The following is a 22,479-nucleotide window of genomic DNA, read 5'->3' as shown; positions in this document are numbered from 1 at the left end:
CGGACGAGCCTATCGCTGCGCGTACCCGCGAATGCGGATGAGCGCGCGGTGCCGGGTGCGGGGCCGCGCGCGGAGCCGGGTGCGGAGCCGGGCCGGGTGCGCGCGGACGGCTCGGAATCCCGTCAGCCGAGCGCGCAGTCGGTGCGGAAGCCGGCATCGGCGAGCGCCGCCCGCCCGGCATCGCCCAGCACGAGCGCGCGCCCGCCGCCGAGCTTCTCGCCGGGCAGCTCGTGCACGTCGAGGTCGGCGCGCGCGAGTCGCGCCAGCTCGAACGGGTGAAGCCCGCCGCCGATGCTCAGCGATCCGCTGCCCGCCCATACGGCGCCGGCCAGTGCTCCCGGGTGCGCGTCGGCGAGCGCCACCCGCACGCCGTCGAGCACGCGCGCCGACCAGAGCGCGCGCTGCTGGGCGCCCGCGTCGTCCGAGACGCGCACCCAGGTCCCGTCGACGAGCTGCTCCGGGTGGCGCGAGCGCACGAGTCCGAGGGCGGTCGCGCCGTCGACGCGCTGCGGGCCGGCCCGGTCGATGCCGAGCTCGGCGGCCGGATCGCGCACGGGGAGCTCGACGTCGACCTCGATGCCGCCGAGTGCGTCGATCGCCTCGACGAACCCGGGTGCGTCGATCGACACGTAGCGGTCGACGGCGACTCCGGTCGCCGAGCAGACGCTCTGCATGAGCGCCTCGGGACCCTCGAGCAGGGAGAGTGCGATCGGGCCGATGGCGTCGCCCGTCGCGACCAGGTCTCTCGGGATCGACATCGCCGATGCATCGCCGTTCGGTGCGAGCCGCACGAGCACCAGGGCATCTGCGCGGGCCTGCCCCTCCGGAGTGCTGCGCTGCACGTCGGAGGGGGCCCGCTCGATGCCGGAGTCGGCCCCGACGAACAGGTACACGGTGCCGTCGGCGTCAGCCTGCTGCGAGCTGCCGAGTTCCGGCATCGTCACGGCATCGATGCGGCTCGCGAGCACGGCCGTCAGCCCGCCGAGTGCGAGCACGAGCACGAGGGCGGCGACGGCGACGGCCCGCATGGCACGGCGAAACGCCCCTGGTCGGGAACGGGGTCTCCCGTACCGGCCAGGGGCGTCGCGCGATGCAGACTTACGCAGCTGGATTACTCCGCGGCGTGCGCCTTGCGGCGACCGAGTGCGAGCGCACCGGCGCCGAGTGCGAGGGCTGCGACGCCGCCCGCGATCGCGAACGGAGCGAAGTTCTCGCCGCCGGTGTTCGCGAGCTTCGCGCCGGGCGCGTAGTTGATCGGCTCAGCCGGGGGCGTCACTCCGCCGCCGACGTTGCCCGGATCACCGGGAGCCGGGGCGACGGTGCCGTCGGTCACGGTCAGCGGAGCCGAGTACTCGGTGCCGCTGGTCTCGCCGATGAAGTAGACATCGTACTCGCCGTAGGCGAGGGTGTTGCCGAGGGTGATGTCGCCCACGATCTCGCCGACCGCGTTCGCCTGGACGGTGCCGAGCGACTCGACGACCTCGCCATTCTGGCGGAACTCGACGCGCACGTTCTCGTCGGGCGCGTACCCGGCGCCCGAGAAGCCGAACGACTCGAAGTGATCGGCCTGGGCCACGTCGAGCTGCACGCCCGCTGCTGCGCTGACGAGCAGGTCGGCCGAGGCGTACTCGGTGATGCCGGCGTAGAGGTCGCATGCGGCGACGACCTCGTACACGCCGCTCTCAGCGGGGGTCGGGAGCGTCGCGGTCCACGAGCCGTCCTCGCCCGCGACGTCGGAGACGATCTCGGGCTCTTCGCCGTCGGCCGGAGCGATCGCGACGAGGTACGTGCCGGGCGTGCCGGCCTCGTCGATGCAGGTTGCGCCGGTGACGGTGAACGACTCGGCGCCGAGCGTGATCTCCGGGCTGAGGGTGATGGGGTCGCCGGGCTCGACCGCCGTCGCAGCGGTGCCGCCGAACGCCAGAGCAGCGATCGCACCGATCGCGGCCGCTCCGGCGAGCTTCTTCGAGAACTTCATGTTGCCTCCGTGCTGGATGTGGAAAGGGGAGTTCGCGACTGCGGCCGTGCGAGGTTCGTGATCCCGACACCGCTCCGTGCACTCATGGCAGAACTTCGCCGCTCATGCGCCGTGATCCGCTGCAGAAGCACTTCTGGAGCGTCAGCCGAGAACAACGCTAGACGGTGCGTAAAAATTGAGCAAGCACTCAGGCAAGGATTTACTTTTCATACTGCATGTGCAAGCTATCAATACTCAAAAACGGGCTGATCGATACTGCATTTCGGCGAAAGTCGTGCAGTACGACCGCTCAACGTGGAGAGCGATAGATTGATGCGGTGAGATCCGAGGCCGGCGAGCGGCGCACCCGACTGCGCGCACTCCTCGTCGATACCGCTCCGCTGCGCGCGAGCCCCGCATTCGCGAAGCTGTGGACGGGAACCTCGATCGCGCAGATCGGCGCTCAGGTGACCATCGTGGCCGTCGGCCTCCACATCTTCGAGATCACGCGATCGACCTTCGCCGTCTCGCTCGTCGCCCTCTGGGCGCTCGGGCCGATGATTCTCGCAGGCTTCGTGGGCGGCGCCCTCGCCGACGCCTTCGACCGGCGCCTCGTCGCGCTGGCGACCGCGATCGCGGCGTGGTGCAGCATCGGCGTGATGACCGTCATCGCCTTCCTCGACGTGCAGGCGACGTGGCCGTACTACGCGCTCGCCGCCGTCAACGCCGCATCGGCGACCATCATGGGGGCGACGCGCGGCGCGATCCTGCCCCGCCTGCTCCCGGCCCAGCTGCTGCCCGCCGCGGCTGCGCTGAGCGGCATCACCATGGGCCTCGCGATCACCGTCGGGCCCGCGGTGGCCGGCGTGCTCGTCGCGAGCGTCGGCGTGCCCTGGACCTACCTGCTCGACGCAGTGCTCTTCACCGGCGCCTTCCTCGGCATTCTCAGCCTGCCGCGCATGGCGCCGGACGGCGACCGCACCGCACCCGGCTTCGGCTCGGTGCTCGAGAGCCTCCGGTTTCTGCGTCGCGCCCCCAACGTGCGGGCCACCTTCATCTGGGACCTCATCGCGATGATCTTCGGCACGCCCCGGGTCGTGTTCCCCGCAGCCGGGGCGCTCGTGCTGGGCGGGGGGCCGGTCACCGTGGGAGCGCTGACCGCCGCGTTCGCCCTCGGCGCGCTGGTGAGCGGCCTCCTCTCCGGGCCGCTCGGAGCGGTGCGGCGCCAGGGGCGCGCCGTCACCCTCGCGATCGCGGCGTTCGGCGCCTGCACGGCGCTCTTCGGGCTCGTGCTGCTCGTCACCGCCTCGACCGCCGGCGTGACCGAGCGCAGCGACGCCCCCATCGTCCCCGCCATCGTTCTGGCGGGCCTCGCACTCGCGGGCACGGGCGCCGCCGACAACGTCAGCGCCGTGTTCCGCACCACGATCCTGCAGACCGCGGCCCCCGACGACGTGCGGGGGCGCATGCAGGGGATCTTCTACGTCGTCGTCGCGGGCGGCCCGCGCGTCGGGGATCTGCTCGCGGGTGCCGTCGCCACGCTCGTCGCGCTGTGGGCGCCGGCGCTGCTCGGCGGCATCGTGATCCTCGGCATCATGCTGGTGCTGCTGCGCACCGCGACAGGGTTCCAGCGCTACGACGCGCATCACCCCAGCCCGTGAGCGCGGCGCTCAGCGGCGGTGATACGGTGCTGAGATGAGCGCCACACCGCAGTCGCAGCCGATCGATTCCGCCGATGCACCGCTCGTGCTCGTACGCCGGGACGGGGCGATCACGCACATCACGCTGAACCGGCCCCGCGCCATCAACGCCCTGAACAGCGAGATGTTCGCGCGTCTCGCCGAGGCGATCGCGACCGCCCAGAGCGACGGAACGCAGGCGGTGCTGCTCGACGGCGCCGGCGACCGCGGCTTCTGCGGGGGCGGCGACATCAAGGAGCTCTCCCGCGGGTCGGCCGACGCCATTCTCTCCGAGGAGTACCGTCTCGATCACGCGATCAGCGTCTCCGAGCCGCCCGTCGTCGGCATCATGGACGGCATCGCGATGGGCGGCGGCATCGGGCTCGGCGGGCACGCGGCGGTCCGCGTGGTGACCGAGCGCAGCCGTCTCGCAATGCCGGAGGCCCGGATCGGCATCGTGCCCGACGTGGGCGGGCACCTGCTGCTCGCGGGCGCGCCCGAGCGGCTCGGCGAGCTGCTCGCCGTCTCGGCGGGCGACATGACCGCGGGTGACGCCATCGCGCTCGGATTCGCCGATGTCTTCGTGCCGACGGAGCGGCTCCCCGAGCTGCGCGAGGCGCTCGCCGCGGGGGAGGAGCCGCGATCCGCCGCCGAACGTCTCGCAGAGGCCGCGCCCGCCTCGGATCTGCTGCGCGCCCGCGACTGGTGGTCGCCGATCGCCGCGTCCGTGTTCGGAGCGCAGGAGCCGCCGGCCGCGGAGGATCCGGCCGGCGCCGCGCTCCGACTGATCCGAGCGCTCGAGGGGAGCGGCGCCCCCGAGGCGACCCGCCTCGCCTCGACCGTGCGCGCCATGAGCCCGACCTCGGTCGCGGTGACGCTCGCGCAGCTCGACCGCACGCGCCGTCTCGCTCTGGATCTCGCCGCGGTGCTGACCGACGACCTGCGCACCCTCGGGCGACTCACCGCGCGGCCCGACTTCGCCGAGGGCGTGCGCGCCCAGGTCATCGACAAGGATCGCTCGCCGCGCTGGACGCCGGCGCGCATCGAGGATCTCGACGCGGCGGAGCTCGCCGAGATCCTCGACCCTGCGCCTCGGCCGGGGGAGGAGCCGCTCGACCTCGGGCGCCCCGCCTCACGCGCCGCCGACGCGTGAGGCCGCCGCGCGGATGACCTCGGCGAGGTCGCCCGGGCGGCTCCACATCGGCCAGTGCCCGGTCGGCAGGTCGACGACCTCGAGGTCGGCGAGCACCGCCGTCTCGGCGAACATCGGGTGCCCCGCCCGCGCGAGCTCCAGCACCTGCGCGCCGGGGATGGAGCAGCAGACGAGCGTCGTCGCGATGCCCCGCCGCGCGTCGTTCGAGAGGTCGATGCGCTCGCGCAGCACCGGGCCGGGAACGGGAACGGCCCGGTCGCGGAAGCGCGCGAGATCGGCGGGGCTCAGCCCGTCGAGGCTCGCCTGCCGGGCGAGCTCGTCGAACGCGGGCAGGGGGAGCTCCGCGACGTCCTCGGGCAGGTCGGGGGCGAAGACGCTGCCCGAGGCGATGGGGCCGGAGTCGACCCAGACGATCCGCTCGACGAGCTCGGGGTGCCGATCCGCGAACAGGCTCACGGGCGCGTTCGCGCCGCTGTGGGCGACGATCACGGACCGTCGGGGAGGCGCGCCCGCGTGACTCGCGAGGTGCGCGCGGATGGCGGCGGCCTGGTCTGCGAGCGTGGCGCGCCGGCGGTCGGGGTCGTGGGGGTCGAACCCCGGCAGGGTGAGTGCGGTCGCCCGCAGGCCGGTCGAGCTGAGCTGTTCGAGCAACGCCTCCCACGCCCAGGAGCCGAGCCAGTGGCCGGCGATGAGCACGATGGGCGGACGGCTGAGATGTGCGGTCATGCCAGCAGTCTCGAGCACGCCTCGGGCGACGGTGTGTCACTATTCATGTCATGAACCGATTTCGGCACCGGCCGTGAAGCGAGCGGAGCGGCTCCACGCGCTCTCGGAGATGCTGCGCCGCAGCGGCACGCGCGGCATCACCGCGGATCGGCTCGCGCGCGAGTTCGACGTGTCGGTGCGCACCGTGAAGCGCGACCTCGCGGCGCTCGAGCGGAGCGGCGCCCCGCTCTGGTCGCGGCCCGGGCCGGGAGGCGGCTACGGGTTCGCTCCCGGATCGTCGCTGCCGCCGGTCTCCCTCTCCCCGGCTCAGGCCGTCGCGCTGCTCGCGGCCGTCTCCGCCGCACCCGACGCGCCCTTCGCCGATCTGGCAGCCGCAGGCGTGCGCAAGATCGTCGACGTGCTCGACCCGCGCACGCGAGCCAGGGCCGAAGACCTCGCCCAGCGGGTGTGGGTGGACGCTCCGCAGGCGCGCTCCCGCGCCATCGCCTCGGCGCTGGAGGAGGCGATGACGGATCAGCGCGCGCTCCGCATCCGCTACACGGCCGGCGACGGCGCCGTCACCTCGCGCGACGTCGAACCGGTGCTCTTCGCCTCGACGAACGGCCGGTGGTACCTCGTGGGGTGGTGCCGCCTGCGCGACGCGATGCGCTGGTTCGCCGTGTCGCGCATCGAACGGGCGAGCGTCACCGCCTCGCCGTGCAGCGGGCACACCGTCGCGGAGGCGGGCACCCCGCCCGCGACGGCGCGCCCCGTGCACGAGCCGCGCGGGTGAGCGGCGACTAGTGCGGGTCTCCGATGCAGAACTCGTTGCCGTCGGGATCGGAGAACGTGTCCCAGGCGAGCCCGCCCTCGCCCCGGCGACCGAGGTGCGTCGCGCCCGCGGCCACCCACTCGGCGACGAGATGCGAGCGGTCCGCCGAGGCGTCGACCTCGAAGTCGAGATGCAGTCGGTTCTTGCCCGGGCCCGGATCGTCGACCTTCTGGAAGCCGAGGGCCGCCGGCAGCTGCGGCGCGCGCACCACGCAGAACCAGCCGTCCGCCTCGTGCACGATCTCGCCGCCGAGCCGCTCCGCCCACCAGCCCGCGAGCGACCGCGGATCCGTCGTGTCCATCGTGATCATTCCCAGCCCGATCATGCCCGCCCCGTTCGTCGTCGTACGCCGGCTTCCACGCTACGGGGTTCCGCGGCGAGCCGGTAGCCCGAGCGGCGGGCCGGTAGCCTGAGACGGTGAGTGAGCCCTGGAACGCGAGCGGGCCGAGCCGAGTGATGCTGGGCGACAATCTGCCGATCCTGCGCGCGCTGCCGTCGGCGGCGTTCGCCGTCGCCTACCTCGATCCGCCGTTCAACACCGGACGGCTGCGGCGCGCCGAACGGGTGCGCGGCGCGCGCGTCGACGGCCCGCTCACGGGGGCGGCGGGCGACCGGCTCGGGTTCCGCGGGCAGGGATACCGCGTGACCCGGGAGACGACGCTCGGCTACGACGACCGGTTCGGCGACTACTGGGACTTCCTGGAGCCGCGCCTCGAGGAGACCTGGCGGCTGCTCTCGCCCGACGGGCTGCTCTACCTGCACCTCGACTACCGCGAGGTGCACTACGCCAAGGTGCTGCTCGACGCGCTCTTCGGCCCCGAGTGCTTCATCAACGAGATCATCTGGGCGTACGACTACGGCGCGCGGGCGAAGCGGCGCTGGCCCGCGAAGCACGACAACATCCTCGTCTACGCGAAGCACCCCGACTGGTACCACTTCGACGCCGAGGCGGTGGATCGCGAGCCCTACATGGCGCCCGGCCTCGTGACGCCCGAGAAGGCCGCGCTCGGCAAACTCCCCACCGACACGTGGTGGCACACCATCGTGTCGCCCACCGGCAAGGAGCGCACCGGGTACCCCACGCAGAAGCCCGCCGGCATCCTCCGCCGCATCGTGCAGGCGTCGACACGGCCCGGCGACTGGGTGCTCGACCCCTTCGCCGGGAGCGGCACCGCCGGGGCCGTCGCGCATCAGCTCGGCCGGGAGTTCCTGCTCATCGACGACAACCCCGAGGCCGTCGCCGTGATGCGCGAACGCCTCGACGGCACCGGGGCGGTCTTCGCATGAGCGCGCGCACCCGCGCGGTGAGCGGCCTCCCCGTGCACATCGACCGCTCCTCGAGCTCGCCGCTACCGGTGCAGATCGCCGCAGCCCTGCGCGAGGCGATCGACGCATCGCTGATCCGCCCGGGGGAGGCGGTGCCCGCGACCCGCGACCTCAGCCGCAGGCTCGGCGTCGCGCGCGGCGTCGTCGTCGCGGCGTACGAGCAGCTCATCGCCGAGGGCTATCTGGCCGCCGCGCAGGGGCGCGGCACCCTGGTGCACCCCGACCTGGCGCGCACGAGCCCCGGTGCCGGAGCGGGTGCCGGCGTCGATCCCGCGCGCCCGGCGATCCCCGTCGACGCGCGACCGGACGGGGAGGGGCGAGCGCCGACGGACGAATCGCTCCTCGGCGCCGAGCGCCCGGCGCCCCTCGCGCCCGGAGCGCCGATCACGGAGGGCGTGGTCAGCTCGGCGTGGCGCTCCGCGTGGCGCGAGGCCGCCGCCAGCCTCGAGGTCGCCGCGACGGTGGCGCCGCCGCTCGGCGATCCATCTCTGCGGCGCGAGATCGCGGAGCACCTGCGCCGGATGCGCGGCACGCCGCGCGCCGCCGCCGACGTGCTCGTCACGGCCGGCACGCGCGACGGGCTCTGGCTGCTCCTCACCGCGCTCGGCGCCACGCGCGGCCGCACCCTCGCGGTCGGGGTCGAAGACCCCGGGCTGCCGTCGCTGCGGGGCGCGGTATCGCGAGCCGGCGCGAGCATCATCGCCCTGCCCGCCGACGCGCTGGGCCTCGACACCGCCCGACTGCCCGACGGCATGCTCGACGCCGTCATCGTGACGCCGAGCCACCAGTACCCGCTGGGAGGATCGCTGCCGCTCGCGCGACGGCGGGAGCTCCTCGCGTGGGCGCACCGCAACGGCGTCGTGATCATCGAGGACGACTTCGACTCCGAGCTGCGCTACACGGGCACGCCGCTCCCCACGCTCGCCGCGCTCGACGACGCGGAGCGCGGCGTCGTCGTGCTGCTCGGCACGTTCTCGCGCACGATCACCCCTGCGCTCTCGGCCGGCTACCTGCTCGCCCCGGCAGGGCTGCGGGCCCTCATCGAACCCGTGCGCCGAGACCTCGGCGGCCCCGTCTCGAGCGTCGTGCAGTCCGCGCTCGCCGCCTACCTCGCGAGCGGCGAGCTGCGACGGCACACGGTGCGCATGCTGCGCCGCTACGCCGTGCGCCGCGACCTCGTGTCCGAGCGCCTCGCAGGGGCCGAGCGCGCCCGGGTGCGCCCGATGGACGGCGGGCTGCACGCCGTCATCGAGTTCTCGGGAGACCCCGAGCGCGCCCGCCGCCGGGAGGCGGACGTGATCGCGGAGGCCGAGCCGATGCGACTCGGCGTGCAGGCGCTGGGCCGGTACTGGCAGCGCACGGATCGCGATGCGGGCATGGCGGGACTCGTGATCGGCGTGGGCGGCGACGACGACGCCGCGTTCGACGCCGCGCTGCGCGAGCTGCGCGGGATCCTCGACCGCGTCTGACGCGGCGGCGAGACGCGGGGCCGGATATCCTGGGCGGGTGAGTGTCGACGATCTGTCTCCGAGCGTCCAGAACTACCTGAAGGTGATCTGGGGGCTGCAGGAGTGGTCCGACGCCCCGGTATCGAATTCGGCGATCGCCGAGGTCGCCGGGGTGCGGCTCTCGACCGTCTCCGACGCCCTGCGCAAGCTCTCCGACCTCGGCCTCATCGGCCATGCGCGGTACGGCAGCGTCACCCTCACCGATCTCGGGCGCGGGCACGCGGTCGCGATGATCCGGCGGCACCGCCTGCTCGAGACCTTCCTCGTGCGGCACCTCGAGTACGAGTGGGACGAGGTGCACGACGAGGCCGACCGGCTGGAGCACGCCGTCTCCGACGAGTTCATCGACCGCATGGACCGGGTGCTCGGCTACCCGACGCGCGACCCCCACGGCGACCCGATCCCGAGCGCCGCGGGCGCCGTGCACCGGCCCGACGCGGTGCAGCTGCTCACCGCCCCGGCCCCGAGCCGCACGCGCGTCGAGCGCATCTCCGACGCCGACAACGGCATGCTCCAGTTCTTCGCGGGCCGCGGCATCGTGGTCGACGCCGTGCTCCACGTGCTCCCCGGCGAGCCCTACTCCGAGACGGTGACGGTGCGCATCGGCGACGAGCCCGCAGACGCCGCCGCGGTGAGCCTCGGACCGGCCGCGGCGGCGTCGGTGTGGGTGTCGCTCGAGGCTACGCCGGATCCTTCACGAACTTGAGCCCGATCACGCACCCGATGATGCCCGCGAGGAACAACAGCTTGAGCACCGAGAGCGACTCGGTGCCGAGCACCAGCGAGACGCCGACGGTCAGCGCCGCACCGAGACCGGTCCAGATCGCGTAGGCGGTGCTCACGGGGATGCCGCGCATCGCGTACCCCAGCCCGATCATGCTCAGCGGGTTCGCGATGCAGAAGACGATCGTCGGCACGACAACCGTGAACCCCTGCGACTCGTGCAGCGCGAGCGCCCAGATCGATTCGAGGATCGCGCTGGCGAGCAGAACGAGCCAGTGCGAGCGCCCGGCCACCTTCGGGGCGCGTGCGGGCAGGTCGGCGGACGACGCCGTGCGGATCGCGCGCATCACGTCAGCTCACCGCCTTCAGGCCGACGACGCAGGCGATGAGCCCGGCGAGCAGCACGACGCGCATGACACTCGCCCGGTCGGCGCCGGTCAGCATCGCCCACGCCGCCGTCAGCACCGCGCCGATGCCGACCCACACGGCGTAGGCCGTGCCGACCGGGATCTGGGTCATGCCGTAGGCGAGACCCGCCAGACTGGCGAGGTAGCTCAGCACGAAGACGGCGCTGGGCCAGAACCTGCGGAACCCCTTCGACGCGTCGAGCGCGGTGGCCCACACCGCCTCCAGCATTCCGCTCAGAATCAACAGTATCCATGCCAGTGACATGAGTTCGGTCTTCCTGGCAGTCGTCGATATGCGGGTACTGCTCCCTCGTCCGCACCCCGGCACTGCGGGGTCTCCTCCAGTCTCGCACACCGCAGCGGCCGTGCGCCCAGGAGCTGCACAGGCGGCCCGGATCGCGGCCGCCGCCTGTCGCGGAGCGCCACGGATCGCCGAATCGGCCTGTGCGAGCGCGAGCGATAGGAGATAATGGGGGAGTGCCCGCGAGGGCGGGGAAGGAGTGCGGTGTTCGGCTGGTTGCAGAAGCGCAAGCGGGGTTCGGCGCGCCCGCCCCGGCGCCTTCCCCGGCGAGTACTGGCTCCGGTCGAGGAGATCACCGAGCAGGGCCTGCTCGTCGCCGACGTGGCGGTGCGCATGACGGTGAAGAACGCCATCATCATGAACGCGCTGAAGCGGCACGTCGATTACGACGCCCAGCAGATCATCGACATGGTGCGGGAGACCACCATCGACCTCGCCGAGGAGCGCGAGCGCGACGCGAAGCACATCTCGCGGATGCGCGGCGAGATCCGCGACACCGGGCGGAGCTCGTGGAGCGAATCCGACTACGGCAATGAGGACAACCGCACGCTGCGCCACCGACAGGAGGTGTACGAGAAGGTCGCCGAGGAGCTGCGCAACCGCGCCGCCGACGAGGCGTACCTGAACGCCGCCGCCGAGCGCGCGCGAGAGATGGCCTGGGCCGAGATCGGCACCTCGCTGGCCGACCGCGCCGAGCATCCGTACTACAGCGGCGGCAACAACGACGAGTACCGCGAGGAGCGCGAGGGGCGCATCCAGCAGCTCATCGAGAAGGACCTGACCGCGCTGATGCAGCAGCAGACGCAGGCCCCGTCGAAGGTGCGCAAGTTCAAGCGCAAGGAGAAGAGCAAGGCGGGCGACGCCGAGCACTGAGCTGCCGCGCACTGAGCCGGGCTCGGTGCGGGATCCTGCTGCCGTTTCGGTGAGGGATTCGGGCTCGGTGAGACCGTTCTGGCGCCTCCGGTCTCACCGAAGCCGAATCGCTGACGGGCGAAGCCGAATCACCGACGCCCGCTGGCGGGCGCGAGCCCCGGCGATCTAGCCGCGCAGCAGTTCTGGGTGCCGCTGCAGGTAGCCGTCGATGAACCAGCACGACGCCTCGACGCGGCGCTCGCCCACAGCCTCGCCCGTTACGGCGCGCTGGGCGAGCAGGCCCGAAAGGCCCGTGCCGCGCAGCTCGGGTGCGACCACCGTGTGGTCGAAGTCGATGATGTCGTCGCCGCGCAACGAGTAGTGGGCCTCGCCTACGACGCGGCCCCCGTCGGGGCCGCTCGCGGTGATGACGTAGCGGCTGCGTTCGGGCTCGTGGGAGATGGTGAACCCGTCCGCAGCGGCCGCAGCTTCATTCTCGTATCTCGCCATGCGCCCAGCCTAACCGGCCGCTGAGGCGCGCGGGGAGGAGCAGCGGTATTCTCGAAGGATGCGTCGAGCCCGCCGAATCCTGCTGCTGGCGAGCGCGGGGGCGCTCGCGCTCGCCGCCGCCGGGTGCGCGGAACCGGTGCCCGACCCCGAGCCGCTGTCGGTGACGCGCGCCGCCGAGGTCTACCTCGAGGCGATCTGCCCCGTGAACGAGGCCTGGGACGCGGCGGATGTCGAGCTCGACCGGCTCAGACTCGCCGCGACCCGGGAGGGGGCGAGCAGCACGGCGGCGTTCGCCGAGGCGATGGGCGTCGTCGCGGAGCGCAGCGGCGACGCCGCGTCGACGCTCGGCTCCGAGGAGCGATCGTGGCCAGAGGCAGCGGAGGGGCCGGTCGCCGCCGTCGCCGAGACGCTCGCGGCCGACCGCGAGCAGGCGTCGCGGGTGGCCGAACTGCCCGTCGAAGACGTCGTGGACTACCAGTGGGACGGGGCCGACGACATCGGTGCGACCGCAGCCGAGGCCCGAGCAGCGCTCGATCTCCCGGCTGACGCCGATGAGGCGTGCGCCGCCTGGCGGGCGAGCCGCGAAGCGGCCGAGAAGACCGAGGAGGACGCTCAGTGACCGATTCGACAGAGTGCGAAGCCGGTGCGGCTCGGGGCCTCGCGGTGGAGCGCGCGATACGAGCAGCCGCTCGCGCGGGCAACCGCCTGATCTCGGGCGCGACGGTCTCGGTCGATCTCGAACGCCCGGAGATGCGGGACCACCTCGCCGAGGCGCTCCGCCGCATGGGCGCTCGGCTGCGGCCGGCCGGGGAGGCCGTCGACTTCGCGTTCGTCGACCGGGCGATCCCCGACGGGCGATCCGTCGACGGCGCACTCCACGAATGCGCCGCCGCCGACCGCTCGCCCGCCGGCGGGCTGCCCGGCATCGTCGTGGGGCTCGACGGCGGCGTGCGGCCGCTTCGGGGCGCGAGCGCCGCATCGCGCATCGCCTGGGCCGCCGCCGGCATGCCCGCGACGGCGGAGCTCGCCGGCCGGCTCGGCGCCGCGAGCGCGCATCGGGGGGTGCGCGTCGGCGTGAGCCTCGTGCTCGAGCCCAAGACGGCCGCGTTCGCCCGGCTCCTCGCCGACGCGGGCTGCTCCGTGGCCGTGTTCAGCGCCGTGTCCGAGACGGATGCCGAGATCGCGGAGGAGCTCGCCCGCGACGAGCGGATCGCGGTGTTCGCTCCGCGAGCCGCCGATCCCGCGCGGCCGGCCGCCGATGTGGACGCCGCTCACGCCGCGGCGATCCTCGACTGGGCCCCCGAGTACCTCATCGACGACGGCGCGCATCTCATCCGCTTGGCGCACAGCGAGCGATCGGCGGCGCTGGCGCGGCTGCGGGGCGCGGCCGAGGAGACGACGAGCGGGGTGCGGCCGGTGCGCGAGATGGCGGCGCTCGATGCACTGCGGCTCCCGGTGATCGCCGTGAACGACGCCCGCACCAAGACGGACTTCGACAACCTCATCGGCACCGGCCAGTCGTGCGTGTTCGCCATTGCCGACGTGCTCGACGCCGCGAGCGACGCGCGGCCGTACGCGGGCGTCGCGGGAACCCGGTGGGCGGTGATCGGGTACGGACCGGTCGGACGGGGGGTCGCGCGCTTCGCGGCGGCGCTCGGCGCCGAGGTGGTGGTGGTGGAGCGCGATCCGGTGCGAGCCCTGGCAGCCCTCCACGACGGTCACGAGGCGGAGGCGTCCCCGACCGGGCTCTCCCGGGCCGATGTCGTGGTCAGCGCGACCGGGGTGTGGCACACGCTCGACGCGCGCGCCGTCTCATCGCTGCAAGACGGCGCCGTCGTGGCGGTGGCGGGGGGAATCGATGACGAGATCGCCCTCGACGAGCTGCGCGAGGAGGGATGGGAGGATCGCGGGGTCGCCCGCGGGGTCGCCGAGTGGCGCGCCCCGGCGCAGCGCGGAGGGCGCGCAGTGCTCGTGCTCGCCGACGGGGGCGGGGTCAACTACACGGCCGCCGAGGGCAATCCGATCGAGGTGATGGACCTCTCGTTCGCCACGCAGCTCGCCGCGCTCGCGCAGCTCACCGAGTCGGAGCCCCGGGCGGGCGTGCACCGGCTCTCGGAGGCGGATGAGCGGCGCGTCGCCGCCGCAGCGCTCGCCGCGCGCGGCGGCGCCGTCGATCCCTCTCCCGACTCGCCCCGCGCCGGGGGAGCCGCGCAGCCGTGGACGGTGCACCGGTACCGCTCGGCGAGGGGCGAGCGGCCGGAGGGCGACGGCGCCCCGACGCTCTAGACTCGTGCGAGTGAACCCCGCAGCTCCCGTCGTCGTCTACAGCGCCGCACTCGTCTTCCCCGTCACCAGCCCGCGCATCGTCGACGGGGCGGTCGCGGTGCAGGGCGAGTACATTCTGCACGTCGGGGATCGCCGCTGGGTGCTCGACGTGCTCGCGCAGCGCGGCATGGCGTTCCGCGAGGAGCACTGGGACGGCGTGCTCGCGCCCGGCCTCGTCAACGCGCACACGCACCTGCAGTACACCGGGATGCGCGAGGTCGCCAGCCGCAACTACACCGGCTTCGACCACTGGGGCGACGCCTTCGACGCCGTGTACGCCCGCGAGTCGCACGACTGGGAGTCGGCGGCCGCGGAGGGCGCGCAGCTCTCGCTCGCGGCGGGAGTGACGGCCGCCGCAGACGTGGTCACCGACCGTGAAGCGCTCGGCGCGCTGCACGATTCGGGGATGCACGGGATCGCGTACTGGGAGGTCTACGGCGCGAGCAACACCGACTGGACGCCGGAAGCCAAGGACGCCGTTCGCGAGCAGATCCGCCGCATCCCGACGCCCCCGGGGGCGGGCGTCTCCCCGCACGCCCCCTACTCGCTCGAGGTGCAGCCGCTGCTCGAGCTGCCCGACATCGTGCGCGAGGAGGGGCTCCGGCTGCACATCCACCTCGCTGAGGCCCACATGGAGCGCGAGTTCGACGGGATCGACGGCTACGTCGGCGCGGGGCCGGGCGGGCACGGCGCGTGGCCGGAGCTCGAAGCCGACAGCTTCCGCGCGCTGCGCTCGCACGGCATCGGCGTGTCATCCACCCAGTTCGTCGACCACCTCGGCGTGCTCGGCCCCGACTGCCACATCGCGCACGGGGTGTACGTGAGCGCCGAGGATCGCGCCCTGCTGCGCGCTCGCGGCACCAGCGTGGCGCTCTGCCCGCGCTCGAACGAGGTGATCGGGCTCGACATGCCGCCGGTCGCGGCCTACCTGCGCGAGGGCAACGCGATCGCCGTGGGCACCGACTCGCTGTCGTCATCGCCCTCGCTCGACCTGCTGGCCGACGTCGCCAAGCTCTACCGGGTGGCGCGCGAGCAGGGCTACCGCGCCGACGATCTGCATCAGCGGCTGCTGGGCGCCGCCACGCTCGGCGGGGCGACGGCGCTCGGGCTCAACGTCGGCAAGCGACGCATCGGCCAGCTCGGCGTCGGGGCGCTCGCCGACCTCGCGTTCTTCGACCTGCCCGTGCACGACCCGGATGCGTCGCTGGCCGAGCTCGTCGAGGCCGGGGCCGGCCGCGCGCGCCGCACGATCGTCGGCGGCGTCGAGAAATTCCGGCGCTGAGGCCGCCTGCACGATCCTCGTGACGCCGCGTGACGACCGACGAATCGGCCGCGGCGTTGTCTCATATAATGAACGTCGTTCGACGGTGCATGACCCAGCGCCCTCGCCCCGAAGCTTAGGAGTCCTCATGCCTCGTCAGTTCCGCTGTGCCACGGCCGTCGCCGTCGGAGCCGCAGCACTTCTCGCGCTCTCCGCATGCAGCGGCGGCGGTGGCGAAGCCGGCGACGACGACGGGGTCGGTCCCGTCGCCGAGGGCAAGCTCACCATCGCCACCGGCGAGCCCGCATACGCCCCCTGGGTGATCGACGACGCCCCGGAGAGCGGCGAGGGCTTCGAAGCCGCAGTCGCGTACGCCGTGGCCGAGGAGCTCGGGTTCGCGAAGGACGACGTCGAGTGGGTGCGCACGAGCTTCGACGCCGCGATCGCGCCGGGGCCGAAGGACTTCGATCTCAACATCCAGCAGTTCTCGGTGAGCGAGGAGCGCGAGCGCGCCGTCGACTTCTCCGCCCCGTACTACGAGACCACGCAGGCCGTCGTCGCCGCCGGCGGCACGGATGCGGCGAAGGCCACGAGCATCGCCGACCTCAAGGATGCGGCGCTCGGCGTCGCCTCGGGCACGACCTCGCTGACCGTCGCGGAGGACGTCATCGCGCCCACCACCGATCTGCAGGTCTTCAACAGCGTCGACGACGCCGTCGCCGCCCTGCAGAACGGCACGATCGACGCGCTCGTCACCGACCTCCCCGGCGCGTTCTACGTGCGCGACGCCCAGCTCGACGACGGCGTGATCGTCGGCCAGCTCGACTCGGCCGAGGGCGGCGACGAGTTCGCATTCGTGCTGCCGAAGGACTCGTCGCTGACCGACGAGGTCTCCGACGCGGTCGAGGCGCTCCGCGAGAACGGCACCCTCGACGATCTCGCCGCAGAGTGGATCGCCGACCAGGGCGCGCCGGTACTGGAGTAGCCCCGACGTGAGTCAAGCCCCGCACTCCGCAGGCGCGCGGCACCCGGAACCGGAGTTCGCCCCGAGCGCCATCGAGCTCGAACGGCGCGGCTACCGGCGCGCCCGTAAACGCCAATCGGTGCTGATCAGCATCGCCAGCACGCTGGTGTTCGCCGCCGTACTCGTCCTCGTGCTCGTGAACAGCCCCGGCTGGGATGCGGTGCGCGAGACCTTCTTCGACCCCGCGATCGCGGTCGAGGCGTTCCCGCGCGTCATCAAGGGTCTCTGGCTCAACATCCAGGTGCTCTTCGTCGCCGCGATCGGCGTCGCCGTTCTCGGCACGCTGCTCGCGATCGCGCGCACCCTGAAGGGCCCGGTGTTCACGCCGCTTCGGCTGATCGCCGCGGGGTACACCGATCTCTTCCGCGGCATCCCCGTGCTGCTCGTGCTCTACCTGGTCGGGTTCGGCATCCCGGGGCTCGAACTTACGGGCCGCCTGCCGGCGCAGTTCTGGGGCACCATCGCGCTGATCCTCTGCTACTCGGCGTATGTGTCGGAGGTGCTCCGCGCCGGCATCGACGCCGTGCACCCCTCGCAGCGCCTCGCTGCCCGTTCCCTCGGACTCAGTCACGCGAAGACGCTGCGACTCGTCGTGATGCCGCAGGCGGTGCGCAAGGTCACCCCGGCTCTCATGAACGACTTCGTGTCGATGCAGAAGGACGTCGGGCTGATCTCCGTGCTCGGCGCGGTCGATGCGATCCGGGCCGCGCAGATCGAGGTGGCCTCGAGCTACAACTTCACGCCGTACGTGCTCGCGGGCGTGCTCTTCGTGCTGCTCTCGTTGCCCTTCATCAGGTTGACGGACTGGCTGACGGCGCGCGCCCAGCGGCGCGAGCAGATCGGAGGCGCGGTATGAGCGCGCAGAATTCTTCGCCGCAGCCGGTGCTCGACGTGCAGGGCGTGCACAAGCGCTTCGCCGCGCAGCACGTGCTGCGCGGCATCGACCTGACCGTGCACCGGCACGAGGCGGTCGTGCTGATCGGCGCCTCCGGATCGGGCAAGTCGACCCTGCTGAAAACCGTCAACCTGCTGGAGCAGATCGACGACGGCCGCATCGTGCTCGCCGGCGACGACATCACCGACCCGCGAGCGGACGTCGACGCGGTGCGGGCGAGGATCGGCGTCGTCTTCCAGCACTACAACCTGTTCCCGCACATGACGGTGCTCGCGAACGTCGTGCTCGCCATGCGCAAGGTCTTCGGAGCGCCGCGGGCGGAGGCGGAGCGGCGCGGGCTCGAACTGCTCGCGCGCATCGGCCTCGGCGACAAGGCGGGGGAGTACCCCGACCGGCTCTCGGGCGGTCAGCAGCAGCGCGTCGCGATCGTGCGCGCGATCGCGACGAACCCGGAGCTGCTGCTGCTCGACGAGATCACGAGCGCGCTCGACCCGCAGCTCGTGGGCGAGGTGCTCGATCTCGTGAGCGAGCTCAAGGCGTCGGGCTCGACCATCGTCATGGCGACCCACGAGATGTCGTTCGCGCGCCGCGTCGCCGACCGCGTCGTCTACCTCAAAGACGGCGTGATCATCGAGTCGGGCACCCCCGAGCAGATCTTCGAGCACCCGCAGCGCGCGGAGACGCGGGAGTTCCTCGCGCGGCTGAGCGACCCGTTCACCGCGTGAACGATTCCCGAACGGGGGAATGGAAGCGCCGCGCGCTCGGTTAGACTCGTATGTCTGCCTACGAGGAGCCGCGCGAGCTCCTGGCCAGGGGCAGTCTTCCGTCTTCTCGAGGAGTCTCCGCTCGTGACATCCGACACCGCATCCATTCGGCTGCCCAAGCCCGCCGACGACCCGATCGATCCCGCAGGCATGCGCGTGATCTGGTTGCTGCTGGTCGCCGCATTCGTGGCCATCCTCAACGAGACCACGATGGCGATCGCCATCCCCGAGCTCAACCGCACGCTCGGCATCCCGCCCGAGCTCGGGCAGTGGCTGACGAGCGCATTCATGCTCACGATGGCCGTGGTGATTCCCACGACCGGCTTCCTGTTGCAGCGCTTCACCACGCGGCAGGTCTTCCTCGCCGCGATCGGCACGTTCGTGCTGGGTACCGCCATCTGCCTCATCGCGCCGGGCTTCCCGGCGCTTCTCGCCGGGCGCGTCGTGCAGGCCGCCGGCACCGGCATCATGATGCCGCTGCTCATGACCACGGTGATGAACGTCGTTCCGGCGCGCTCGCGCGGCCGCATGATGGGCCGCGTCGGCCTCGTGATCAGCCTGGCGCCGGCGCTCGGGCCGACCCTGTCGGGCGTCGTGCTCGACACGCTCGGCTGGCGCTGGCTCTTCGGCATCATCCTGCCGATCGCCGTCATCGCGCTGCTGCTGGGGGCGAAGTGGATGACCAACCTGGGCGAGACGACTCACGCACCGATCGACGTGCTCTCGATCGTGCTCTCGGCCTTCGCGTTCGGCGGCATCGTGTTCGGGCTCAGCCAGATCGGCGGGCACGGGGGCTCCGCCGGCGGCCGCGGCGTGCCGCCCGCGCTGATCGTGGGGGTCGGCGTGGTCTTCCTGGCCGTGTTCGTCTGGCGGCAGCTGGTGCTGCAGCGACGGGACGACGCGCTGCTCGACCTCCGCGTCTTCACCTCGCGCAACTACGTGCTCGCCGTCGTGATCATGGCGATCATCTCTCTGGCGATGTTCGGCACGTTCTCGCTGCTGCCCCTCTACCTGCAGAACGTCGCGGGCCTCGATCCGACCGCGGCCGGTCTCGTGCTGCTGCCGGGCTCGGTGCTCATGGGCGTGCTGGGGCCGGTGATGGGCCGCGTGTACGACGCCCGCGGCCCGCGCGTGCTGCTGATCCCGGGGACGATGCTCATCGCGGCGGCCATGTTCGTCTACTCGACGGTCGGCACGCACACCCCGATGTGGTTCCTCATGCTCGTGCAGATCGCGATGTCGCTCGGACTCGCGGGCTCGTTCACGCCGCTCTTCTCGGCATCGCTCGGGTCGCTGCAGCGCTCGCTCTACTCGCACGGCTCGGCGGTGCTGAATACGCTGCAGCAGGTGGGCGGCGCCGCGGGCACCGCGGTGCTGATCTCGATCTACTCGAGCGCGCTGCACGCGGGCGAGGCCGAGGGCCTCTCGGTGGCGGATGCGGGCGCGCCGGGCGCGAACATGGCGTTCTTCACCGCGGCGTGCATCGCGCTCGTGCCGGTGGCGCTGTCGTTCTTCGTCTCGAAGCCCGTGGAGGGCGACGCGCCGGTGCACGCCGGGCACTGACCGGTCGGCGGCGCAGCCCGGGCGGTGCCCGGGGCTGCGCCGCCGCGCGCCTAGCCCAGCGCGCTGATCGACCGCCGCACGGCTTCGGCGAGCTGTCGCACGGCGGCCGAGGGGCCTCCCGGCCCCGCCGGGGCGGCGAGCAGCAGCTCGCGCGCGAACATCGGATCGTCGATGGGGCGCAGGGCGACGCCGTCGGGAGGGTTGAAGCTCACGAGGCTCGGCACGAGGGCGACCGCCATGCCCGCGGCGATGAGTCCGAGCACCACCGAGTAGTCGTCCGTGCGGATGGCGACGTTGACCTGCAGACCCTCCGACGCGAAGACCTCGCGCACGAGATCGTCGAGCGTGTCGCCCGGGGTGGAGCCCATCACCCAGCTGTCGCTGGACAGCGCGAGCAGGCTGCGGCGGTCGAACGACGACTGCGCCGCCGCCGGGTGCGAGGCGGGCAGGGCGAGCAGCATCGGGTCCGTGAACAGGTGCGTGGTGTGCACCTCCGAGCGGAAGGGGAGCCGGTACCCCCCGGCGGCGTACACGAGCGCCGCGTCGAGGGTGTGCTGGTTGATGCGGGTGATGAGGGGCGCGAGCTCCTCGAGCGTCGCGTCGAGTTCGATGCCGAGCTCGGCGACGCGCGTGGCGATGCCCGGCAGCAGACGGGACGCGGCGGTGGGAAACGTGCCGAAGCGGAGGCGGATCTTTCCGAGCTGCGCGAGGTCGCGCACATCGGTCAGGGCTCGGTCGGCCAGGCTCAGCATCTCGTCGCCGCGCTCGAGCATGAGCGCGCCCGCCGTCGTGAGCTTGCTGCCCCGCGTGCTGCGCGTGGTGAGGTCGGTGCCGACGAGCCGGTCGAGGTTGCGCAGGTGGTAGTCGACCGTGGGCTGGCTCCACCCCAGCCGCTTCGCCGCGCGGGCCACCGACCCCTCGGAGGCGACGGCGCTGAGCGCCTGCAGCTGTCTGAAGTCGAGCACGTGCACCTCGGAAATACTGGATCGAACGGGCGGCATCGCCCCGGGGAGTTCCATACAGTATATGACTCCCGGGAGCGGAGTCAGGGTTCCTCCGAGACCCGCGCCCCGCCACTCTGGAGGAATGCTGGATCAGGAATCACGTATCGACCCCCGTCAGTCGCCCCTCGGGGGCGAATCGCCGAGCGCGATCGTCGCGGGGGGAGCCGCGGCGGAGGTCGCGGCGCCGAACGACGGCGAGCGGATCGCCGACGCCCAGCGCAGCGCGCCCTATGCGGAGGCGCTGCAGCGCTTCGCGGAGGCGCGCCCCATGTCGCTCATGGTGCCGGGGCACGGCACCGGCGCGAAGCACGGCGGCGAGCACCTCTTCGAACTCATCGGAGAGCGCGCCGCCGCGGTCGACATCCCGCTCATGCTCGACGGCATCGACCTCGGCGAGCACTCGCCCCTCGCGCAGGCGCAGCAGCTCGCCGCCGAAGCGTGGGGCGCGCGCCGCACCTGGTTCCTGACGAACGGGGCGTCGCAGGCGAACCGCACCGCCGCGATCTCGGTGCGCGGGCTCGGAGAGCGCGTGCTCGTGCAGCGCAGCATGCACTCGAGCTTCACCGACGGCGTGCTGCTTGCCGGGCTCGTGCCCGCCTTCGTGCAGCCCGCGATCGACTCCCGCCACGGCATCGCGCACGGGCTGACGCCCGAGGCCCTCGACGCGGCGCTGACCCGCGAGGCGGCCGCGGGCCGTGCCGTGGCGAGCGTCTACGTCGTGTCGCCGAGCTACTTCGGGTCGACGGCCGATGTCGCCGGGCTCGCCGAGGTCGCGCACGCGCACGATGCCGCGCTCATCGTGGACGGCGCCTGGGGCGCCCACTTCGGCTTCCATCCCGGGCTGCCCGATTCGCCGGCGCGGCTGGGGGCCGACCTGGTGGTCTCGAGCACGCACAAGCTCGCGGGCTCGCTCACGCAGTCGGCGATGCTGCATCTCGGCGACGGTCCGTTCGCCGAGCGTCTCGAATCGCTCGTGGAGCGCGCCTACTCGATGACGGCGTCGACCTCGATGAGCAGCCTCCTCATGGGATCGCTCGATGAGACCCGGCGCGCGCTCGTGCTCGGGGAGCGCCGTATCGGCGAGGCACTGCGGGCGTCGGACGCCCTGCGGGATCGACTGCGCGCCGACGCGCGATTCGCCGTCGTCAGCGACGGCTTCGACGCCTTCCCCGACATCGTGGATGTCGATCGGCTGCGGGTGCCGATCGACGTCTCGGCGCTCGGGCGCAGCGGGCACTGGGTGCGGGCGCGCCTGAGCGCCGAACACGGCATCTACGTCGAGATGTCGACGGCGACGGCCATCGTCGCGGTCATCGGGGCGCTCACGGTTCCCGATGTAGATCGCGTCATGAGCGCGCTCCACGAGGTCGCCGACGCGGCGCTCGCCGATCCCGATCCCCACGCGGCGGCGGACGCATTCCCGGAGCTCCCGGCTCCGGGCGAACTCCGTGCCCTGCCGCGCGACGCCTTCTTCGGCTCCAGCGAGGTCGTCGCGGCCGAGGCCGCGGTCGGGCGCATCTCCGCGGACACCCTAGCGGCGTACCCGCCGGGCATTCCGAACCTGCTGCCCGGCGAGGAGATCACCGCTGAGACCGTCGCGTTCCTGCGTGCGGTCGCGGCGTCGCCGACGGGCTACGTGCGCGGCGCCGTCGACGCGGAGGTCTCGGGGATCCGCGTCGTCACGGCCTGA

Annotated in this window: 23 protein-coding genes; 15 read left to right on the top strand and 8 right to left on the bottom strand. The window is 72.7% G+C overall.

Annotation, left to right across the window (positions count from 1 at the left end):
* Positions 1 to 122 precede the first annotated feature (122 nt).
* Both BLT44_RS12420 and BLT44_RS12415 read right to left on the bottom strand, forming a co-directional pair.
* Complete coding sequence (locus BLT44_RS12420; protein WP_074690252.1) at positions 123 to 1,028, bottom strand: LCP family protein; 906 nt, start codon at positions 1,026 to 1,028, stop codon at positions 123 to 125.
* 83 nt (positions 1,029 to 1,111) lie between these two features.
* Positions 1,112 to 1,978, bottom strand: coding sequence for an LPXTG cell wall anchor domain-containing protein (locus BLT44_RS12415; RefSeq protein WP_010156733.1), 867 nt, complete (start codon positions 1,976 to 1,978; stop codon positions 1,112 to 1,114).
* Positions 1,979 to 2,295: 317 nt separating this feature from the next.
* Between BLT44_RS12415 and BLT44_RS12410 the strand changes: the two genes are divergently transcribed.
* A complete protein-coding gene (locus tag BLT44_RS12410) occupies positions 2,296 to 3,618 on the top strand; it encodes an MFS transporter (RefSeq protein ID WP_010156734.1) in 1,323 nt (440 codons plus the stop codon).
* 34 nt (positions 3,619 to 3,652) lie between these two features.
* The gene (locus BLT44_RS12405; RefSeq protein ID WP_010156735.1) at positions 3,653 to 4,789 is read left to right on the top strand and encodes a 3-hydroxyisobutyryl-CoA hydrolase; all 1,137 of its coding nucleotides are present in this window, start codon (positions 3,653 to 3,655) and stop codon (positions 4,787 to 4,789) included.
* On the opposite strand, the gene BLT44_RS12400 is transcribed toward BLT44_RS12405, so the two are convergent.
* The gene (locus BLT44_RS12400) at positions 4,769 to 5,515 is read right to left on the bottom strand and encodes an alpha/beta fold hydrolase (RefSeq protein WP_010156736.1); all 747 of its coding nucleotides are present in this window, start codon (positions 5,513 to 5,515) and stop codon (positions 4,769 to 4,771) included. The two genes, BLT44_RS12405 and BLT44_RS12400, sit on opposite strands and share 21 nt — an antisense overlap.
* Before the next feature lie 73 nt (positions 5,516 to 5,588).
* Between BLT44_RS12400 and BLT44_RS12395 the strand changes: the two genes are divergently transcribed.
* Entirely contained in the window at positions 5,589 to 6,287 is a 699-nt protein-coding gene (locus tag BLT44_RS12395) for a helix-turn-helix transcriptional regulator (protein ID WP_010156737.1), read from the top strand.
* A 7-nt stretch (positions 6,288 to 6,294) separates the two neighbouring features.
* Here BLT44_RS12395 and BLT44_RS12390 read toward each other — a convergent pair whose 3' ends face one another.
* Positions 6,295 to 6,651 (bottom strand): VOC family protein, encoded by a 357-nt coding sequence (locus BLT44_RS12390; protein ID WP_010156738.1) that lies wholly within the window; start codon positions 6,649 to 6,651, stop codon positions 6,295 to 6,297.
* A gap of 131 nt (positions 6,652 to 6,782) precedes the next feature.
* Between BLT44_RS12390 and BLT44_RS12385 the strand changes: the two genes are divergently transcribed.
* From BLT44_RS12385 to BLT44_RS12375, 3 genes are read left to right on the top strand one after another with little or no spacing between them, the layout of a single operon-like run.
* Positions 6,783 to 7,613 carry a DNA-methyltransferase gene (locus tag BLT44_RS12385; RefSeq protein ID WP_010156739.1) on the top strand — a complete coding sequence of 277 codons (831 nt, stop codon included), beginning with the start codon at positions 6,783 to 6,785 and terminating at the stop codon, positions 7,611 to 7,613.
* A complete protein-coding gene (pdxR, locus tag BLT44_RS12380; RefSeq protein ID WP_074690250.1) occupies positions 7,610 to 9,121 on the top strand; it encodes a MocR-like pyridoxine biosynthesis transcription factor PdxR in 1,512 nt (503 codons plus the stop codon). The genes BLT44_RS12385 and pdxR overlap by 4 nt, the downstream gene beginning before the upstream one ends.
* Positions 9,122 to 9,158: 37 nt before the next feature.
* Positions 9,159 to 9,866 carry a metal-dependent transcriptional regulator gene (locus BLT44_RS12375; protein WP_010156742.1) on the top strand — a complete coding sequence of 236 codons (708 nt, stop codon included), beginning with the start codon at positions 9,159 to 9,161 and terminating at the stop codon, positions 9,864 to 9,866.
* Here the strand turns inward: BLT44_RS12375 and BLT44_RS12370 are convergent.
* Positions 9,841 to 10,230, bottom strand: coding sequence for a DMT family transporter (locus BLT44_RS12370; RefSeq protein ID WP_010156744.1), 390 nt, complete (start codon positions 10,228 to 10,230; stop codon positions 9,841 to 9,843). The genes BLT44_RS12375 and BLT44_RS12370 overlap by 26 nt on opposite strands.
* Before the next feature lie 4 nt (positions 10,231 to 10,234).
* A complete protein-coding gene (locus tag BLT44_RS12365) occupies positions 10,235 to 10,555 on the bottom strand; it encodes a DMT family transporter (protein ID WP_040504968.1) in 321 nt (106 codons plus the stop codon).
* Between the two features lie 240 nt (positions 10,556 to 10,795).
* On the opposite strand from BLT44_RS12365, the gene BLT44_RS12360 reads away from it, so the two are divergent.
* Positions 10,796 to 11,464 carry a hypothetical protein gene (locus tag BLT44_RS12360; RefSeq protein WP_010156746.1) on the top strand — a complete coding sequence of 223 codons (669 nt, stop codon included), beginning with the start codon at positions 10,796 to 10,798 and terminating at the stop codon, positions 11,462 to 11,464.
* 165 nt (positions 11,465 to 11,629) lie between these two features.
* On the opposite strand, the gene BLT44_RS12355 is transcribed toward BLT44_RS12360, so the two are convergent.
* Positions 11,630 to 11,953 (bottom strand): GNAT family N-acetyltransferase, encoded by a 324-nt coding sequence (locus BLT44_RS12355; RefSeq protein WP_010156747.1) that lies wholly within the window; start codon positions 11,951 to 11,953, stop codon positions 11,630 to 11,632.
* A 58-nt stretch (positions 11,954 to 12,011) separates the two neighbouring features.
* On the opposite strand from BLT44_RS12355, the gene BLT44_RS12350 reads away from it, so the two are divergent.
* From BLT44_RS12350 to BLT44_RS12320, 7 genes are all read left to right on the top strand, one after another.
* Positions 12,012 to 12,572 (top strand): hypothetical protein, encoded by a 561-nt coding sequence (locus tag BLT44_RS12350; RefSeq protein ID WP_010156748.1) that lies wholly within the window; start codon positions 12,012 to 12,014, stop codon positions 12,570 to 12,572.
* The gene (locus BLT44_RS12345) at positions 12,569 to 14,239 is read left to right on the top strand and encodes an adenosylhomocysteinase (RefSeq protein ID WP_244887479.1); all 1,671 of its coding nucleotides are present in this window, start codon (positions 12,569 to 12,571) and stop codon (positions 14,237 to 14,239) included. The genes BLT44_RS12350 and BLT44_RS12345 overlap by 4 nt, the downstream gene beginning before the upstream one ends.
* A 10-nt stretch (positions 14,240 to 14,249) precedes the next feature.
* The gene (locus tag BLT44_RS12340; RefSeq protein ID WP_010156751.1) at positions 14,250 to 15,560 is read left to right on the top strand and encodes an amidohydrolase family protein; all 1,311 of its coding nucleotides are present in this window, start codon (positions 14,250 to 14,252) and stop codon (positions 15,558 to 15,560) included.
* A gap of 127 nt (positions 15,561 to 15,687) precedes the next feature.
* Positions 15,688 to 16,524: an ABC transporter substrate-binding protein gene (locus BLT44_RS12335; protein ID WP_010156752.1), complete on the top strand. Its 837-nt coding sequence runs from the start codon at positions 15,688 to 15,690 to the stop codon at positions 16,522 to 16,524.
* 7 nt (positions 16,525 to 16,531) lie between these two features.
* On the top strand, positions 16,532 to 17,419 hold the full coding sequence (locus BLT44_RS12330; protein WP_010156753.1) for an amino acid ABC transporter permease: 888 nt from the start codon (positions 16,532 to 16,534) through the stop codon (positions 17,417 to 17,419).
* Positions 17,416 to 18,183, top strand: a complete 768-nt coding sequence (locus tag BLT44_RS12325) for an amino acid ABC transporter ATP-binding protein (protein ID WP_010156754.1) — start codon at positions 17,416 to 17,418, stop codon at positions 18,181 to 18,183. Before BLT44_RS12330 ends, BLT44_RS12325 begins: the two co-directional genes overlap by 4 nt.
* A gap of 123 nt (positions 18,184 to 18,306) precedes the next feature.
* Positions 18,307 to 19,785: an MDR family MFS transporter gene (locus tag BLT44_RS12320; RefSeq protein WP_010156755.1), complete on the top strand. Its 1,479-nt coding sequence runs from the start codon at positions 18,307 to 18,309 to the stop codon at positions 19,783 to 19,785.
* 50 nt (positions 19,786 to 19,835) lie between these two features.
* On the opposite strand, the gene BLT44_RS12315 is transcribed toward BLT44_RS12320, so the two are convergent.
* Positions 19,836 to 20,804, bottom strand: coding sequence for a LysR family transcriptional regulator (locus tag BLT44_RS12315; protein WP_231291542.1), 969 nt, complete (start codon positions 20,802 to 20,804; stop codon positions 19,836 to 19,838).
* 67 nt (positions 20,805 to 20,871) lie between these two features.
* Between BLT44_RS12315 and BLT44_RS12310 the strand changes: the two genes are divergently transcribed.
* Positions 20,872 to 22,479 carry an aminotransferase class I/II-fold pyridoxal phosphate-dependent enzyme gene (locus BLT44_RS12310; protein WP_010156757.1) on the top strand — a complete coding sequence of 536 codons (1,608 nt, stop codon included), beginning with the start codon at positions 20,872 to 20,874 and terminating at the stop codon, positions 22,477 to 22,479.

The sequence above is a fragment of the Leucobacter chromiiresistens genome (genome assembly GCF_900102345.1).
GTDB classification, from domain to species: domain Bacteria; phylum Actinomycetota; class Actinomycetes; order Actinomycetales; family Microbacteriaceae; genus Leucobacter; species Leucobacter chromiiresistens.
Note: the sequence above shows the minus strand (reverse complement) of the source record. Positions and strands in the feature narration are given on the sequence as shown.

Coding starts and splice junctions, on each gene's coding strand:
- BLT44_RS12420 (WP_074690252.1), bottom strand. CDS start 1,028: ATGCGGGCCGTCGCCGTCGCCGCCCTCGTGCTCGTGCTCGCACTCGGC.
- BLT44_RS12415 (WP_010156733.1), bottom strand. CDS start 1,978: ATGAAGTTCTCGAAGAAGCTCGCCGGAGCGGCCGCGATCGGTGCGATC.
- BLT44_RS12405 (WP_010156735.1), top strand. CDS start 3,653: ATGAGCGCCACACCGCAGTCGCAGCCGATCGATTCCGCCGATGCACCG.
- BLT44_RS12400 (WP_010156736.1), bottom strand. CDS start 5,515: ATGACCGCACATCTCAGCCGTCCGCCCATCGTGCTCATCGCCGGCCAC.
- BLT44_RS12390 (WP_010156738.1), bottom strand. CDS start 6,651: ATGATCGGGCTGGGAATGATCACGATGGACACGACGGATCCGCGGTCG.
- BLT44_RS12385 (WP_010156739.1), top strand. CDS start 6,783: ATGCTGGGCGACAATCTGCCGATCCTGCGCGCGCTGCCGTCGGCGGCG.
- pdxR (WP_074690250.1), top strand. CDS start 7,610: ATGAGCGCGCGCACCCGCGCGGTGAGCGGCCTCCCCGTGCACATCGAC.
- BLT44_RS12370 (WP_010156744.1), bottom strand. CDS start 10,230: ATGCGCGCGATCCGCACGGCGTCGTCCGCCGACCTGCCCGCACGCGCC.
- BLT44_RS12365 (WP_040504968.1), bottom strand. CDS start 10,555: ATGTCACTGGCATGGATACTGTTGATTCTGAGCGGAATGCTGGAGGCG.
- BLT44_RS12355 (WP_010156747.1), bottom strand. CDS start 11,953: ATGGCGAGATACGAGAATGAAGCTGCGGCCGCTGCGGACGGGTTCACC.
- BLT44_RS12350 (WP_010156748.1), top strand. CDS start 12,012: ATGCGTCGAGCCCGCCGAATCCTGCTGCTGGCGAGCGCGGGGGCGCTC.
- BLT44_RS12335 (WP_010156752.1), top strand. CDS start 15,688: ATGCCTCGTCAGTTCCGCTGTGCCACGGCCGTCGCCGTCGGAGCCGCA.
- BLT44_RS12325 (WP_010156754.1), top strand. CDS start 17,416: ATGAGCGCGCAGAATTCTTCGCCGCAGCCGGTGCTCGACGTGCAGGGC.
- BLT44_RS12315 (WP_231291542.1), bottom strand. CDS start 20,804: ATGGAACTCCCCGGGGCGATGCCGCCCGTTCGATCCAGTATTTCCGAG.
- BLT44_RS12310 (WP_010156757.1), top strand. CDS start 20,872: ATGCTGGATCAGGAATCACGTATCGACCCCCGTCAGTCGCCCCTCGGG.